The organism is Mucilaginibacter lacusdianchii (assembly GCF_009770985.1).
GTDB lineage: Bacteria > Bacteroidota > Bacteroidia > Sphingobacteriales > Sphingobacteriaceae > Mucilaginibacter > Mucilaginibacter lacusdianchii.
This window is the reverse complement of record NZ_WSRW01000002.1, coordinates 1,171,053-1,187,102: the sequence shown is the minus strand read 5'-3', so window position 1 is coordinate 1,187,102 and position 16,050 is coordinate 1,171,053. Positions and strand designations below refer to the sequence as shown.

Here is a 16,050-nt window from a genome sequence, read left to right as displayed (position 1 = left end):
TAATGCATTATTTATTGCCTCGCACTAAAAGCCAGTTTTGAAACTGATCTATTTCTTTCAGTTGTGCGTCAATTATATTGGTAGCCATGATTTTCATGCTGGTCTCCTGTCCGTGAAGCAATTCCAGCCGTGAATTCTCTACAGCGCTTTGATGGTGGCCAATCATCAAGATGGCAAAATCGTGGTCAATATCTCCGTTGATAATCTGCAGGTCAGCTTGCTTACCTGATTTGGACATATTGTCCATGATCATCATATCAAAATCAGGATCATTCAAGTGCGCCGTATGCGACTTCAAAAATGCGGTTAACTGCGTGATTTCCGCCTGCTGGCTTGTAATAATTGACTGAGCCATTTGTTTCATCGTAGCATCACTACCGCTTTTGAGTTCCAGGTTGGCCATGTCTATTGCACCCTGGTGATGCATGCGCATCATCATCGCAAAATCATTGTCCGGATCTTTGGTCATCTTCATTGTATCCATCTTGGCCATCATCTGGTGCATAATGCCCATCATTTGATTCTGGTCATGGGACTGAATCTTGATTTTATCATTATCCTTTTTACAGGCGGTAAATACGCTAGCTATTACGAGTGCCAGCAGAAGTTTAATTACATAGTTCATAAGAGTTTTATTTGAGTTACCAGTATAGTTATTGATGTGATTTCATCCAGGTTGTCATTTTACTGATGTCTTTGGTTTGTTCCGGTATGCCTTTCTGTGCCATTGACCGCAGTTTGGGATTTTTACAATAAGCCAAAATATTTTTTGACATCATGATCCCGTCTTTGTGGTGCTTCGTCATCATATCGGCAAATTCGTGATCAATAGAAGACATGGACATGTTGCCCATCTTCATCATACGCATCATGCCGTCGCTCATCGCTTTTCCAGCGCCGGAAGTCTTGCGCATAGGGTCGTATTTTTTGCATCGCTTTGGAGGGTCGGGATTAATTGATCTAGCTGAGCAGCCTCCTTAGTTTGCGAATCGATTATTTTTTGCGCTATATTTTTCATGACAGCGTCTTTTCCTTGCTCAACTTCCACTTTTGCCATATCTAGAGCGCCCTGATGATGGATGCGGAGCATTTTTGCAAAATCAAGATCTGTATTACCTTTCATTTGCTGTGCATGCATTTCTTTCATCATTTTGTTCATAGCAGCCATTAACGGATCATCCTGCATTTTTTGAATAGCTGTAGTTGATGGCTTTAAATAGGTGTTCTCGCTAACATCAGCAGTGAATCCCATTGCGCCTAGCGCAATAAAAGGGATGATTAACATTGAATTTTTCATAAGATTTTTGTATTGAAGGTTTTACATTTTCATTTTCATCAAGCGGGGATACAACCGTAAAAAGACTTGTCCGGCCATAGGATTACTACCATATAAGCTGTTCAGACGCTGATCTGCTCCGTAGTAGGTCAACTGCCCGCCAGCAGCAAGGTTGACAGGGCCTAAACGCATGTCATCATAATTAATACCCAGGGTGATCCCATTAACAGGAAAGATCGTATCATTTCCATAGGTCAATGGGTTAAGCACCAATTCTTCTGTGGTTTTCTGGACAAATTCGTAGCGGGTATACAATTCCAGTTTTTTTATTCTTACGTCAGCCTCTAACAACGCCGAATTATCCCCTTGTTGATCAGGGGATTTATTCAATCCCCATAAGGCTGTAGCGTTGAAGGTTCTTTCATCACCGAACGGCAAACTGTAAACGGCGGAAGCCGTGGTCCGGTAAACATTTTCCTCGGGGTTGAGCTCTTCCGGACTTTTGATAAAGCCATGGGAAACCTGCAAGGCCCAGTTTGCAGAAGGATTGTAATTTAAGCGGGTACTCCAGGAGTCAAATTTCGGCTTATCGAAATTGTACCGGTTTTCGTTAGGCTCTCTCCCGGTAAAAGACGATGCTTCAATTTTAAACTGGTCAAAACGAAAGCCAATCGTAGCAACGCCGAAGGTGATGTGTGTAGCGTCTGACCAGTGATGACTGATCGGTGCATCAGGGTTTCCCATAGCAGAAGGCCGGTGCATAAAGGCAACCGGCCCTAAAGCGGGTTCGCCAGGATAGCCAACATAAACACTTAGGTCAGTTCGTCTAGAAAACGCATAGGAATAGCTGGCAGACAATTCACTGAACAGGTCATGCGGGTGCTGGTGATCAATGAGTGGTGATCCTTTCCAACTTTCACCAGACTGGAACAGTAAGGGGTAACCTCCGCCACCCTCGGTTATTGGGTCAAGTGACATCATTAGGTTAAGATGAAGAAGCCCGTTTTTGCCAACCTGACGCTGCGCCATACCCATGAACCAGTTGGGAGCGTCGAACTTGTCACCCCCATGGCTGCCTTTATCAAAAAGGTCTTGCTTTGTATAGCGCACATCGATATTGCCGTGAAGCATGTAATTCCATTTGCCGCCTTTAAGCATGATTCCATACATCGGGGAGGCATCGGGAAGCCAGCTCGTACCCGAGCCACTTCGGTTCATGGGCAGGTTTCTAGATTGCGAGTTAGACATCATAGGCATTCCGTTCATGTCCATGCTGCTCATATCCATGCCATCCATAGCATGATCCATGTGCATACCTTTCATAGCGGTGCTATCATGCCGGGTTCCTGCTCCCATTTTAGCATGATCCATTTTTACCGGCTTTTTCGCTTTTTCTTTTCGGGTCGTGTCCATATGCATATGCTTCATGGACGAATCACTCATATTCATTTTTTGCTGTGCCTGCACAACAAGGTTCCACCCAGACAACAGGATGGCCATAATTAAAATCTTGTATTTCATAGGTAAGTGATTTCTAGAAGATGATTTAAATTTTATCTAACGGTTTGCGCTCCTGCTTTTCCGCTGCCCGGTATTGGCTGGGCGAAAGGCCGGTTATGTTCTTAAACTGGGCTGACAGATGAGCACTGCTGCTATAGCCCATTTTGTAGGCAATTTCATTCAGGTTCAGATCACCGTATTCGAGCAGTTCCTTGACCTTTTCTACTTTTTGCTGAATGATGAATTTTTCGATCGTGATATCCTCATTTTCTGAAAAGAGACGGCTCAGGTAGGCATATTCCCTATTCAGGCGGTCAGCGATGACCCGCATAATGTTCATGTTAGGCTCACTCAGGTCACTGTGATGTACCAGTTCAATAATGATAGTTTTAATCCGCTCAACGAGCTTGTCTTTATCTTTATTGATGAGTTCAAATCCAAGAAGTTTTAAGGCCGATGCGAGGCGGTCAAGCTGGTCTTCACCTGGCTCGGGGTGTACCTCAACGGTACCAAGGGTGATATCTGAAACCCCTAAACCGAGGTTTTCCAATTGCTGGCGCACAACCATTATGCAACGGTCGCAAACCATATTTTTAATATGTAATGTCATGTGTTAATTCAAGCTAAGAAGTAAAGACAATAAGTTGTCAGGCTGCTATAGGGAAATGCAGCGAAAGCTTGAATCAAATAAGGAGAGATCTGATTTTAATATAAATCGGCGGCTGAGAATTCTCCGGCGGCCCTGTCGCGTGTGGCCATGTTACCAATTCGTTAGAAAATTCAGGTGTAAACAAAAAATCGGTGTGCGGAGTAGGGTTTAAAGCCATAGCAAGGGCAGTTGCCGCGAACTCAAAAGAAGAATTAACATTCTCCTTCACAACATACATTCCATGTTTGTTACAGCATTTGCAATCCTTACCAGGGCCGCAATCATCCTTTTCCTTGTGATGATCTGCGTTGTGTGTGCCTGGCTTATCTTGTTTATCATGATGATCGGCATCCTCAGCATGAGTTTCCGCAAGCTGGGACGCAGACATTTTCGCCGTGGTGAAGAGAAAGGTCTCGGTGCAATGCAGCAGGCAGGCGAACGCACCTGTCGTTAACAACAGGTAGAACGCGGCCAGACTTATCGCACCTACTTTCCTCATTTATAAGTACTACACAGAAATGTTACAATTGTTGAAGTTAATTGAAAAAGTAATTCCACTATAAAACAAACATCTGATACTTCAACAACTAGTAAGAGCCCTGCGTGCCTTTAGCAGGCAGGGCTCACTTTTTAAATTTTTTCTGCGTTATAACCTTTTTCCTTCAAAACGCTAATTACCTGGTCTGCAGAAAGACTGCATTCCGTCTGCATGGTTAATATTTTATCAGGGCTTGAGGTATCTACATCCCATTTTTCAATGCCCTGTAAATTGTTTAAGGAAGGAGTGACAGCTGCAATACAGCCGCCACATTTGATATTGGTTTTGAATTTTAAAGTTTCCATGTTTTATAATAAATCTGTTAAATAATGCGAATTAATTGAGTTTTGCCCATTTCAGGCGAAGACTGTTGCTGACGACAGAAACCGAACTTAATGCCATAGCCGCACCTGCAATCATCGGGTTTAATAAGAACCCATTAAAAGGGTACAAGATGCCGGCGGCAAGCGGAATACCAATCAGGTTGTAAATGAATGCCCAGAACAGGTTTTGACGAATGGTTTGCACCGTCAGTCGGGACAGCTTTAATGCTTTGGGCACCTGAAGCAGGTCTGAGGACACCAAGGTCAGTCCCGCCACATCCATGGCGATATCTGATCCTTTTCCCATGGCGATAGAAACATTGGCCTGTGCCAGTGCCTGGCTGTCGTTGATACCATCACCTATCATGGCTACGGTTTTTCCCTGTGCCTGCAAGGTTTTTACAAATTCTGCTTTACCCGAAGGTAAGACATCGGCTTGGAAATGGTCGATACCGGCTTCACGGGCGATGGCCGCAGCGGTCGCCGCATTATCACCAGTAAGCATGTAAACCGCTATGCCCTGCCTTTTTAGGGCTTTGACCGCATTAGCAGACGTAGCCTTTATTTGATCGGTGATCGCCACAATACAAAGTACATTTCGGTCATCACCAAAATAAATGATCGTTTTTGCTTTCGACAAAAGTTCAGGTATCCAGCTTTGTAAGTCGGCAGGTATGGCGAGCCCGTTTTGCTCAACCATTTTATGGTTGCCAGCCTGATAGAGCTTTCCTTGGAACTTTGCTTTTACCCCCTGACCAGTTAAGCTTTCGAAGCTTTCAATTTGTACCAGCGTCCTTTCGTTTGGAAAATATTCTACGATTGCGCTGGCTAAGGGATGTTCCGATTGCTTTTCTATTTCGCGGAAAATTGCTCGTAGGTTTTCCGTTGCTAAAAGTTCAGTGGTCCAGATAAGGTCTGTCACCACTGGCTTGCCCTCAGTTAAAGTTCCCGTCTTGTCAAGGATAATGGCATTGACTTGATGCCCTTGTTCCAGGGCTTCTGCATCTTTGATCAGGATACCATTTTCTGCGCCTTTACCAATGCCTACCATCAAAGCGGTTGGCGTTGCCAAGCCTAAAGCACATGGGCAAGCAATCACCAGTACAGTTACCATGGCCAGCAAACCCTGGATGAAAGCATGATGCCCGCCGAAAATCAGCCATATCACTAAAGTGACGAACGCAATGCCCATCACCACCGGTACAAATATACCAGCGATCTTGTCGACCAGCTTCTGAACAGGCGCTTTAGAGCCCTGTGCATCCTGCACCAGTTGGATGATCTGCGCCAGCAGTGTTGCGCCGCCGACCTTTTCAGCGGTAAAGCGAAAGCTTCCTTTTTGATTGATGGTGCCCGCAAAAACCGAATCACCTGACTTTTTTTCAACCGCAACCGGTTCCCCGGAAATCATGCTTTCATCGACAAATGAATGACCATCGTACAGCGTTCCGTCTACCGGGATCTTTTCGCCTGAACGCACCAAAATCCGATCACCAATCTGAACGTCGGCGATAGGCGTTTCCTGCTCGCCCGAAGGGGTGACCAACAACACGGTTTTGGGCTGTAAGCCGATCAGCTTCTTAATAGCAGATGAGGTGTTGGACTTAGCCCTTTCCTCTAAAAGTTTGCCGAGCAGAATAAAGACGATAACTACAGCAGCAGCCTCGTAATAAACGTGCGCATGTAATCCTCGCTTATGCCAAAATTCGGGATATAGGGTATTGAAGAGACTAAAGAGAAACGCAATGCCGGTGGAAAGTGCAACAAGCGTATCCATGTTGGCTCTGGCGTGACGCGCCTGCTTCCAAGCACCCACAAAAAAGTTGCGGCCAAAAATGAACAAAACAGGTGCAGTTAAGGCTAACATGCAATAGTTGGCGTAAGGCAGGTCCATGAAAAACATACCGAGCAAAACGACCGGTACTGTTAAGGCAGCCGCCCAAAGAAGTTTTGTTTTTAAATGCTGATAATGCGTTTGCTGTGCCTCTTCCTGCAAGGCTTTACCATTTTCAGTATCTAGAATGAGATCATAACCAACAGATTGAACAGCTTTTTGAAACTCAGAAGGCTTTATGATTTCGGGATGAAAAGCGACTTTAACGGACTGACTGGCATAATTTACCTCAGCTTTTTCTACACCTTGCTGAGAACTGATCATGGATTCAACGCTTGCAGCACAACCAGCGCAGGTCATGCCGGTCACGGGGAAAGTAAGCGTTTGTGTGTCTGAGTACATAGTATTTTTATTACACTGCAAAACTACCATGCACCACCAGCCTAGGCGTTATAAGATTTCGGTTAAATTTTATAAAATTTAGTTATTCTACTCTCTTTACTACGTTGTCTTATAGGCATAAATTAAATCCACAAAAGGACATTTATAGCTGCAAATTCGAGCATATTGAACATTGCCACCATTATGTTCAATTGATTTCGATACTGTATAATCAACGTTAAATTCGTAATACATGCAGACTAATACTACGCTGGTTGAAGCAATGGCTACACCTGTAAGATCATAGTTGTCTGATTTAAAACAATTGACTTTTTTTCTAATTTATTTCCCGCTGCAAGAACCTAAACCTCTTTGATTTCACGATAACGTCTTGACAACGTCAAGCTCCGATTCCTTATTACAGGCAAACTATCCTGAAATTTATTTGTCAACACTAATAATTATACTAAAAATATTAGCATAATTTAGATGTTCCAAAATCACAGTTTTATGGATAAGAATTTGCGTATTGTACACATCAACCTTGACAACCTGCCTTTAGCCGTGGAGTTGCTCAAAAACAGGAATTTAAATGGAAAACCTGTAGTTATTGCGGGGAGCAGTGAACGGGGGATTGTGACAGCCTGCAGTCCTGAAGCCCGGCGCTATGGTGTCAGGCCGGGTTTACCGACAAAGATCGTCAGGCAGTTCTGCCGGGATGCCGTCATGATCCGTGGTAATGAAGATGAGTACAGCAAATACTCTGACACCGCGACGGAAGTTATGCTGGAGCAAGCACCCTTGCTGGAAAAGAGCACCATGCAGGAACATTATATTGATATGACCGGTATGGACCGTTTTCACGGGTGCCTGCAATGGAGCAGCGAACTCCAGCGATTTATAAAAAATGAAACCGGCCTTGGTGTGTCATTTGGTTTGTCAGTCAACAAGACTGTTTCGCGTATTGCCACCTTTGAAGCTCAGCCGCTGGGTTCCCTCGTGGTGGAGGAACCGGAAATACAACCCTTTCTTAACCCGCTTTCTGTTTACAAAATACCGGGTATAGGCGAAAAGACCGGGGCTGCACTGGAGCAGATGGGAGCCGAACGTATAGGCACCCTGGCGCAAATCCAGCTGGAAACCCTGGAAGAAGTCTTCGGCAAGCCCGGTCAGATCCTATGGCAGCGGGCACATGGGGTAGATAACAATCCGCTTATTCCTTACAAAAAAACTAAAGAACTGTACCGGGAACAGTTGTTCCAACCAAATACGATCAACTCTGACCTTTTACGGCGCGTGATGACCCGCATGGTGATGGAGATGGCTCATGAGTTAAGGCTGGGTAATAAGGTGACGTCCTGCATTAAAGTGAAGCTGACTTATACCGACTTTGAAACGGTAAGCAAACAAGCTGCGTTAGCTTGTACTGCTACCAATGAATTACTGATTGGCAAAACTCATCAGATTCTTGATGCTCTCTGGCAAAAACGAAAAATGATCCGGTTGGTAGCGGTTTCCCTGACTAAAATTATGTATGGTTACGAACAGGTTAATTTGTTCGAACATCCCGATAAAAATAAAAGCAGGCAGCAGGAAGCCATAGATAGAATATGGCGCAGGTACGGTAACCAGGCATTAACTATGGCCTCAACATTGAAATAAAGCTATGTACTTGAATGTTCACAGTCATTACAGCCTTCGTTACGGAACATTATCTATTGAAAGGATTGTCGCACTTGCCGCGCAATATGGCATTGAAAAGCTGGCCTTAACAGACATTAACAACACAAGCGCCGCCATGCCTTTTGTCAGTGCCTGCCGTGCTAAAGGTATTCAACCGGTGTTAGGTATGGAGTTCCGGGACAACAATCACCGGTTTTTATATACGGGTATTGCGAGGAATCATGAAGGCTTTCGGGAACTCAACGAGTTCCTGTCTTGGCATCAAATCAATCAAGCACCTTTACCGGTCCGGGCACCGCAACTTCCCAATGCCTGTTTTATTTATAGTTGGGAAAAGGCACCGGAAAACCTGCAAGACCATGAATACATCGGCATCCGGCCTCACCATGTGAACAAGCTTTGGGGAAAACCATTGAAAGCTATCCGTGAGCACCTGGTCATCTTTGCACCGGTAACGATCAACAGTTATGCGGAAATCCGCCTGCACCATTACCTGCGGGCGGTGGCGTTGAATACGGTCTTAACCAAAGTTCCTGAAGATCAGCGCTGCATGTCCAGTGAGTATATGCTGCCGTTACCACAGTTGCTGAAAATCTACGAACACTATCCCTTTTTAGCGACCAATACCCAGCGGCTTCTGGACGCATGCAGTATTGATGTAGAGCTGGGAACACCTAAAAATAAGAAAATATTTACCGGCAGCCGTGCCGGGGACAAGGAGATGCTGCACCGCCTGACCATGGAAGGCTATTACAGCCGCTATGGAAAAAACGAACAGGCGCTTGAAAAGATCAAATCAGAGCTAGCCGTTATCGAGCAACTGGACTTTATGGCCAATTACCTCATAGTCCATGATTTTGTGTGGGCTGGGAAAAACATGGGCTTTTATCATATCGGACGGGGCTCTGCCGGCAATAGTATTGTTGCTTATTGTTTATTCATCACCGATGTGGAACCTATTGAACTCGACCTGTACTTTGAACGTTTTCTTAATAACCAGCGTACCAGCCCGCCGGATTTTGATATTGACTTTTCCTGGGATGACCGCCCAAAGATGCATGATTACGTTTTCCGCAAATATGGTCCGGCGCATACCGCGCTGCTGGGAACCTTTGTAAGTTTTAAGCATCGCTCTGTTATCCGGGAGTTCGGTAAGGTACTTGGGTTGCCCGATAGCGAGATTACCAGTTTTACCGATCCGTCGCGGGAGTTACAGAACTGCAGTAACCCGCATTACCGAAAGATTATCCAACTGATGAACCTGATGGGCGAGATACCTAACGGCCGAAGTATTCACGCTGGCGGAGTCCTGATCTCCGAAGAGCCGATCGCCTATTACACGGCGCTGGATATGCCGCCCGTCGGCTTGCCCACCGTTCAATGGGATATGTACGTCGCTGAAGAAATCGGCTATGAAAAATTTGACATATTAAGCCAGCGCGGCATCGGGCATCTGAAAACAACCGTTCAGATGGTGGAAAGGAACCATGGTATTCAAATCGATATCCACGCGGTGGAGCGTTTCAAGAAGGATCCGGAGATTAATGCCAACTTCAAAATTGGGAATACCATCGGCGGCTTTTATACGGAAAGTCCAGGTATGCGGTCGCTGCTTTTCAAACTCTGCTGTTCTACTTATATTGGATTGGTGGCAGCAAGTTCACTTATCAGGCCGGGTACCTCTAAATCCATGCCTGATTATATTGCCCGATTTCATGATCCCTCGAAAACCACCTACCTGCACCCGGTGATGGAGGAACTGCTGAAGGAAACTTTTGGCATTATGGTTTATCAGGAAGATGTACTGAAGGTTTGTATTCATTATGCCGGTATGTCGGGTAGCGATGCGGATGTGCTGCGTCGCGGCATGAGCGGCAAATGGCGATCTCCTCAGGAAATGGAACGGGTCAAAAGCCACTTCTTTGATGGGGCTCAAAGGATGGGGCGACCTGCGGAGGTGTCGCAAAAGGTATGGGAACTGGTGTCCGCTTTTGCCGGGTACAGTTTCTCCAAGGCGCATTCTGCATCCTTCGCTGTGGAAAGTTATCAAAGTTTGTATTTGAAGACCTACTATCCGCGGGAGTTTATGGTCGGCGTACTCAATAATTACGGTGGGTTTTATGCCCGTTGGCTGTATGTGTTTGAACTACAGAAAGCTGGAGCCCATGTCCATTTACCTTGTGTGAACCATAGCGAGGCCGAAGTCTGTATCCATGGTTTGGATGCCTGGCTGGGATTCACCGGTATCTTAGATTTGGAAAAAAGCTTTATTGAGCATATTCCGCTCGAGCGGCTCCGAAACGGCCCTTATCAGGATCTGGAAGATTTTGTACGCCGTACCAAAATTACGCTGGAGCAATGCAAAATCCTGATCCGGGTCGGTGCCCTGCGTTTTACGGGCAAAAATAAAAAGGTGCTGCTTTGGGAGGTACACAAGTATATTTCCAATACTGCCGATACCAGCCAGCTGCAGCTGTTCGGCGTTCGTAAGAAGCATATTGTCATGCCTCCGGAGCTGGAACAGACGGAGATTGAAGATGCTTATGATGAAATCGAACTGCTGGGCTACTCCTTGACGCTGGATATGTTCGATTTGCTGCGCACCGATCACCGGGGCGACGTCATGGCCAAAGAGTTGAAAAAGCACGTGGGCAGGACGGTTCGTATGATCGGTAATTTTGTGACGGATAAACCTGTACATACGGTTAAGAATCAAACCATGTACTTCGCCGCCTGGCTGGACCATAACGGTGACTGGTTTGACACGGTGCATTTTCCGCAATCCTTTCAATACAGCCCCTTCAAAGGCCGGGGCTGTTACCTCATTAAAGGTAAAGTCATCGAGGAGTTTGGCTTTTGCAGTTTGGAGGTTGAACGCTGCGAAATCCTTCCCGTCAAAGACCGCAAAGACCGGCAAAGTATTGAAAAAGCTAAATCAGTACTGTTAAATTACCGTGGTGATGAGGCGATGGTTGCTTGAAGTTACGATATTATTTCAAAGACCTTTCAAATATATTCCAGGTTCTGTCATTTAAGTTGGGGTAAATTTCTTCTTTAGTTAACAATCCTTTCGACTGTATATAGGGTAAAAGTGTTTTGTTGATCTCGTAAGAGTTAATTATATTCTTTTCCAATCTTTCCTGAAAAGCTCTATTGCGTGGGAGCGTAACATTAAAATATTCGTCATTGATAGCCTGAGATTCAGGACCCACCAAATCGTCGTGGATGGAATACTGGAATCTGGCAGCGTCTTTAAAAAATTCCCTTAATGCTAATTCCAATGGTTTATCGGGATAACCGTTGTAAATGAACAATCCGCCCTGTGCAAGGATATTCACGTTATTCAATGCGTTGTAAACCGTCATGTTTTCCGGTTGATGGTCAACCAGAAATATCTTTTCAGTCGACATTTCTATATATTGATCTATATATTGTTCAAACATATCAGCACCCTGAAAAAAGCCAGACCATTGTTCCTGCATATTTTTGATGCCTTCAATGGCCTTATTATAGGATAACAGTTCAATATCCTCTTCAGCGATAAAGAACACGCTGAAATAATCTGAAATATTACCAGCTGGATGAAATGCAGGCAGTTTTTCAGTCGCAAAATAAAGGGCTACATCGACATTGCCAGTGAAATCAAGTAAAGTGGTTGGTGCACCATAATGCTGAAGAAAGCTGAAAAGTGCTGGGAAAGATTTGCTTAACTTTAATGCTTCAAAAAATTTGGAAAGTAAAGGATCGCTTTTAGTTTCCAGCAGGTATTTACGGACAAAAGCATCAAAGTTGTAATTGCCTGAAAGCTCTTTCTGTATCCACTGCCGCTGCAATGATGTGTAAATTTTATAACCGGCATCTCCAATTCCGCGATATAATCCCTTTCGCGACTTTGCAGACGCGTAAAATGCGTCATAATCTTCCTCAGTTTCAATTAAGTGAAGTTGAAAATTTTGTTTTTTTTCAGCATGATCTACATATTGCGGCAATGGTATCATAACAATTTACTTGAGGCGCAAAGATAAGCGAAACGCTATAAAACGTTATAAAACAGATTGTAGGTTTTATAACGTTAGATCCAACGCGGGAAGGTCTGCATATTCATATGGCTCTGTTGGGTCCAGCATAGCCTGAAACTCCTTTGTTATTGTGCAAGCGAACATGTCATTAGCTGGAAATTGTGATAAAGCAATTTCTTGTATTTTTTCGTCGGCAAGGTCCGTCATCATCCACTGCCAGGCCAGTTCATCATTCAAAATCGTAGGCATCCTGAGCTTTGAATTATGGACTTGTGCCATTAACGAGTTCGCCGAAGTGGTAGTTATGGCTAACGTATTAACATGCTCACCGGTTTCCTTGTCCGTCCAGGGCTGCCATATTCCTGCCATGTAAAAATAGTCTTGGTTCTTAACGTTAATGTAGTAAGGGAATTTGTCAGCTACTTTTAACGGTTGTCCCGTTTTCTTATTTAAACGGTTCACATGACGCCATTCGAAAAATCCTGTGGATAACACAAGACATCGACGCTGGCGCGCAGCATCCGCAAACATAGAAGCTCCGCCTCGTTCACTGATAAACAGGTTTTCCGCTTTGGCATTTTGTGTAGTATAACCCGTATGCCATTTACCTTGTGCGTCTTTATAGCCCGTACGGAATTTTTGAACGGCTTCGCGGTTTTGCAGGTAAGGCGGTAACATACCCCATTCCATTTGCACTATCTCAAAATTACTTCGGTCTTCATTGGGAACGAGTACCGCCACAGGGATATCACTAAATCCCGAAATCACACCTTTATCAAGAAAATCATATCTCCGTATTTCCTTTTCCAGGTCTTTTAACCTGATGAACTCAGCTCTCGTTACCTTTTGTCCGTTGTAATAACACATGTTTATTTCTGATTATTCTTGTAATACCAAGCGATTAACGGTCCGATATTTTCGGCTTCTTCTTGCCGGCCCTGCGGCATCGACGTCCAGAATTTCTTATGCTGGCTGTTCATCGCAACCACCAGCGTGAGCGGTTTTCGTTTGTCTTCAAATAACACCCTGAAAATTCGTTCCTCACCAATGTAATGCTCGGTTACTTCCAAAATTTTACCCTCCAGTTCTATTCTAAAAGGTTTTTTCCCGTCAATCACCATTATGATACCTTTAAAAATAAAAAAATAATTTCAATCAAAGTACTGGTCATCATCCCATTTGATTAACCGGCCATTCATAATTACAGCGAGTTCATGGTACTTCTTGTTTAAATGCTCATGGCAGTAGTAACTTATAGCCGATTTAAACAGATCATAATCCCAAAACTGGCGTTTCTCACTGTGCAGGTTTAGCAGTTGAAAATGAGTTTCCTTCGATGAATCTTTGTTTAATCCACCTTTCATTGTTTTTGCAAAAAACTTAGCAATAAAAATGATATGATCAGCGGGATAGCTGTCTTTTTGCAGGTAATCCGGTAACACTTTCAGGTAAAATCCCAATTCTTTCAGGCTGATAACTTCTGATGGATCAGCACCCGGTTCATTCATTAAAGTGAATTTTTGCTTTGCCATATCTTACAAAAAAAAGGACCTTAAAATTATGCTAAAAATATTAGCATAATCAACAGTGTTGAAAAATAGTTTTCAGGTAGCCTTATTTATAGTTATAGTTACGGAGTAAAGGAAATTGGGCGCAGTCTGTTGATGATTTTCATTATGAAAAACACAATGTAAAACCAATTATTTTGAAAAATATTTAATTCAGAATCACATGAAGTGTTGTTTTGACAATAATTGTCATCGTTCTGTAAAGTGTGTTTAAACATATAGTGGTTAATTATATCACATGTGCCAAAATTGTAAATTGTACAGTGTAAAAAAACAAACACACTATTTATGAAAACAAACATCAACTTTCAAAAAGCGAGTTTCAAGGACTTTGAAAACATTCCAGGGCTCAACGCTTTCGAACGTGCGGAAGCATTCAAAGAATTCACCGATTACATGGAAGAAAATAGACAGATGAACTTCCGGTTTATGACAAGTAAAAACGGCTGCGGCCCGGAAATGTGGGTGACATCTCCATTCAACAAAACTCCCCAAAAGTGTATCAGTTTGGTATCAAACGATTACCTCAATTTTACACAGCATCCGGCGGTGAAGCTGGCCGCCATTCAGGGTATTGAAAAATATGGTACTGGCGCCGGAGCGTCCCCTTTGATCGGTGGCCACCATGATTATCATGAGATGCTGCAAACTAAAATTGCTGGTTTCTTCGGACGCAGTTCGGAATCAGCGCTGGTTTTTACCACAGGTTATACGTCTAACAGTGCAGCACTCCAGGCCATATTAAAGCAGGAAGATGTTGCCATTTTGGATATGGCCGTTCACGCAAGTGTATACGAAGGGTGTAAAGAAACCAATGTCAAGATGTTTTTACATAATGATCTTGATGTTTTGGAGCGTATCCTTAAAGATGCCCAGTCTAAATACCGGACCCGTTTAGTCATTATAGATGGGGTGTACTCCCAGGACGGTGATCTCGCACGCATGATTGAAATCAATGAGATGACCAAGAAATACGGTGGATTCCTGATGGTGGATGATGCGCATGGCATCGGCGTCATTGGAAATAATGGCCGGGGTGCTATTGAGATATTCAACTTGCTTGACAAGGTAGATATTATCTCTGGTACCCTGAGTAAGGCCTTTGGCCATGTTGGTGGCTTTATCGTTTCCACACCTGAAATCATCAACTTTCTAAAATTCCAGTCCAGACAGCAGGTGTTTTCATCAACTTCAACTCCGGCAGCGGCGGGTCTGCTCAAAGCTATCGACTTGATTGATGAAGAACCAAAATGGCGGAAAATGCTTGCTGAAAATGTGACATATTTCAAAAAAGGGTTAACAGACATGGGCTTAAACATAGGCAATACTGAATCTGCCATCATACCCGTAAAGATTGGTGACGCTCATAAAACCGGTGATGCAGGCAGGCTGCTGCTTGAAGCGGGTGTGTATGCAAACACAATTGTATATCCGGGAGTGGCACGTAAAAATGCCCGCATCAGAACCAGTTTAATGGCTACACATACCCGTGAACATCTGGACAAAGCATTGAACGCGTTTGAATATGTAAACCAAAAATTGCATATTTCCCAGTAATCAATTACTGGAGTTATGATCAAGAAAACATATAACGGCGCTAAGAACAGTAAAGAACGTTCCATGCAGAAGCTGGTAGAAGCCGTTGGCACCATCATCAGAACACAGGGTTACACAGGCTTAAACGCACTTAACATTGGTAAGACCGCCGGAGTAAACCGTAACCTGATCAATCCCTATTTCGGGAGCCTGGACAAGTTGGTTGAAACATATGTCCGCAAAAAAGATTACTGGGTTGAGGCATCCGGAAATGCCGGGGAGTTACTGGAAGATAATAAAGAAAAGGATACCCGGAAAATACTGGAAACCTTGCTCACCAATCAACTGGATTACTTCCATAAGGAGGATGAAATGCAGAAAATTGTACTCTGGCAACTGAGTCAGAGAAGCGATATCATGTTTGAAATTGCAGAAGAACGGGAACGGCTGGGAGAATCATTTTTTAACCTGGCCGACCCGTTTTTTGAAAATACCGATGTAGATCTGCGGGGAGTGGCGGCACTTTTAGTAGGTGGTATTTATTATATGGTTCTCCATGCAAAAACAAACGATAGCCTGTTTTGCCAAATTGATGTTAACTCAGAGGAGGGGATGGCGCGGATAAAAAATGCGATTCACAACATTTTATCGGATACCTACAAAAGAGCAGAACTTTTTAAATTGTCCCACAAAAACAACTAAATTCAATCTCAATGTTCTTAAACTGTGGAGGTAAAAAATGT

At 43.9% G+C, this 16,050-nt stretch carries 16 protein-coding genes; 4 read left to right on the top strand and 12 right to left on the bottom strand.

The features are described 5' to 3' along the window. Window positions 1-7: 7 nt before the first annotated feature. The 8 genes from GPM24_RS11980 to GPM24_RS11945 all read right to left on the bottom strand — a co-directional run bounded on the left by GPM24_RS11980 (window position 8) and on the right by GPM24_RS11945 (window position 6,522). Window positions 8-625, bottom strand: coding sequence for a DUF305 domain-containing protein (locus GPM24_RS11980; RefSeq protein ID WP_158826985.1), 618 nt, complete (start codon window positions 623-625; stop codon window positions 8-10). A 28-nt stretch (window positions 626-653) separates the two neighbouring features. Further along, a complete protein-coding gene (locus GPM24_RS11975) occupies window positions 654-914 on the bottom strand; it encodes a DUF305 domain-containing protein (protein WP_158826984.1) in 261 nt (86 codons plus the stop codon). Beyond that, on the bottom strand, window positions 881-1,297 hold the full coding sequence (locus GPM24_RS11970) for a DUF305 domain-containing protein (RefSeq protein WP_199269730.1): 417 nt from the start codon (window positions 1,295-1,297) through the stop codon (window positions 881-883). The genes GPM24_RS11975 and GPM24_RS11970 overlap by 34 nt, the downstream gene beginning before the upstream one ends. Before the next feature lie 21 nt (window positions 1,298-1,318). Further along, window positions 1,319-2,797: a hypothetical protein gene (locus tag GPM24_RS11965; protein ID WP_158826983.1), complete on the bottom strand. Its 1,479-nt coding sequence runs from the start codon at window positions 2,795-2,797 to the stop codon at window positions 1,319-1,321. Window positions 2,798-2,822: 25 nt separating this feature from the next. Further along, window positions 2,823-3,386 carry a helix-turn-helix domain-containing protein gene (locus tag GPM24_RS11960; protein ID WP_158826982.1) on the bottom strand — a complete coding sequence of 188 codons (564 nt, stop codon included), beginning with the start codon at window positions 3,384-3,386 and terminating at the stop codon, window positions 2,823-2,825. 73 nt (window positions 3,387-3,459) lie between these two features. Next, complete coding sequence (locus tag GPM24_RS11955; protein ID WP_158826981.1) at window positions 3,460-3,924, bottom strand: HYC_CC_PP family protein; 465 nt, start codon at window positions 3,922-3,924, stop codon at window positions 3,460-3,462. Between the two features lie 131 nt (window positions 3,925-4,055). Beyond that, a complete protein-coding gene (locus tag GPM24_RS11950) occupies window positions 4,056-4,268 on the bottom strand; it encodes a heavy-metal-associated domain-containing protein (protein WP_158826980.1) in 213 nt (70 codons plus the stop codon). A 31-nt stretch (window positions 4,269-4,299) separates the two neighbouring features. Further along, window positions 4,300-6,522 (bottom strand): heavy metal translocating P-type ATPase, encoded by a 2,223-nt coding sequence (locus GPM24_RS11945; RefSeq protein ID WP_158826979.1) that lies wholly within the window; start codon window positions 6,520-6,522, stop codon window positions 4,300-4,302. Window positions 6,523-7,011: 489 nt separating this feature from the next. On the opposite strand from GPM24_RS11945, the gene GPM24_RS11940 reads away from it, so the two are divergent. Together GPM24_RS11940 and GPM24_RS11935 are read left to right on the top strand one after the other, a co-directional pair. Next, window positions 7,012-8,163, top strand: coding sequence for a DNA polymerase Y family protein (locus GPM24_RS11940; protein WP_158826978.1), 1,152 nt, complete (start codon window positions 7,012-7,014; stop codon window positions 8,161-8,163). A gap of 4 nt (window positions 8,164-8,167) precedes the next feature. Then, complete coding sequence (locus GPM24_RS11935) at window positions 8,168-11,164, top strand: helix-hairpin-helix domain-containing protein (protein ID WP_158826977.1); 2,997 nt, start codon at window positions 8,168-8,170, stop codon at window positions 11,162-11,164. A gap of 10 nt (window positions 11,165-11,174) precedes the next feature. Here the strand turns inward: GPM24_RS11935 and GPM24_RS11930 are convergent, their stop codons facing one another. The 4 genes from GPM24_RS11930 to GPM24_RS11915 form a co-directional block, all read right to left on the bottom strand. Continuing rightward, the gene (locus GPM24_RS11930; RefSeq protein WP_158826976.1) at window positions 11,175-12,182 is read right to left on the bottom strand and encodes an FRG domain-containing protein; all 1,008 of its coding nucleotides are present in this window, start codon (window positions 12,180-12,182) and stop codon (window positions 11,175-11,177) included. Between the two features lie 66 nt (window positions 12,183-12,248). Beyond that, window positions 12,249-12,944, bottom strand: a complete 696-nt coding sequence (locus GPM24_RS11925; RefSeq protein WP_158826975.1) for an SOS response-associated peptidase — start codon at window positions 12,942-12,944, stop codon at window positions 12,249-12,251. 128 nt (window positions 12,945-13,072) lie between these two features. After that, the gene (locus tag GPM24_RS11920) at window positions 13,073-13,324 is read right to left on the bottom strand and encodes a hypothetical protein (protein WP_158826974.1); all 252 of its coding nucleotides are present in this window, start codon (window positions 13,322-13,324) and stop codon (window positions 13,073-13,075) included. A 30-nt stretch (window positions 13,325-13,354) separates the two neighbouring features. Next, window positions 13,355-13,735, bottom strand: a complete 381-nt coding sequence (locus tag GPM24_RS11915; RefSeq protein ID WP_158826973.1) for a hypothetical protein — start codon at window positions 13,733-13,735, stop codon at window positions 13,355-13,357. 324 nt (window positions 13,736-14,059) lie between these two features. Here GPM24_RS11915 and GPM24_RS11910 point away from each other — a divergent pair, with 324 nt between their 5' ends. Then, window positions 14,060-15,328, top strand: a complete 1,269-nt coding sequence (locus GPM24_RS11910; RefSeq protein ID WP_158826972.1) for an aminotransferase class I/II-fold pyridoxal phosphate-dependent enzyme — start codon at window positions 14,060-14,062, stop codon at window positions 15,326-15,328. Window positions 15,329-15,343: 15 nt separating this feature from the next. Then, the gene (locus GPM24_RS11905; protein ID WP_158826971.1) at window positions 15,344-16,009 is read left to right on the top strand and encodes a TetR/AcrR family transcriptional regulator; all 666 of its coding nucleotides are present in this window, start codon (window positions 15,344-15,346) and stop codon (window positions 16,007-16,009) included. Window positions 16,010-16,050: the final 41 nt, after the last annotated feature.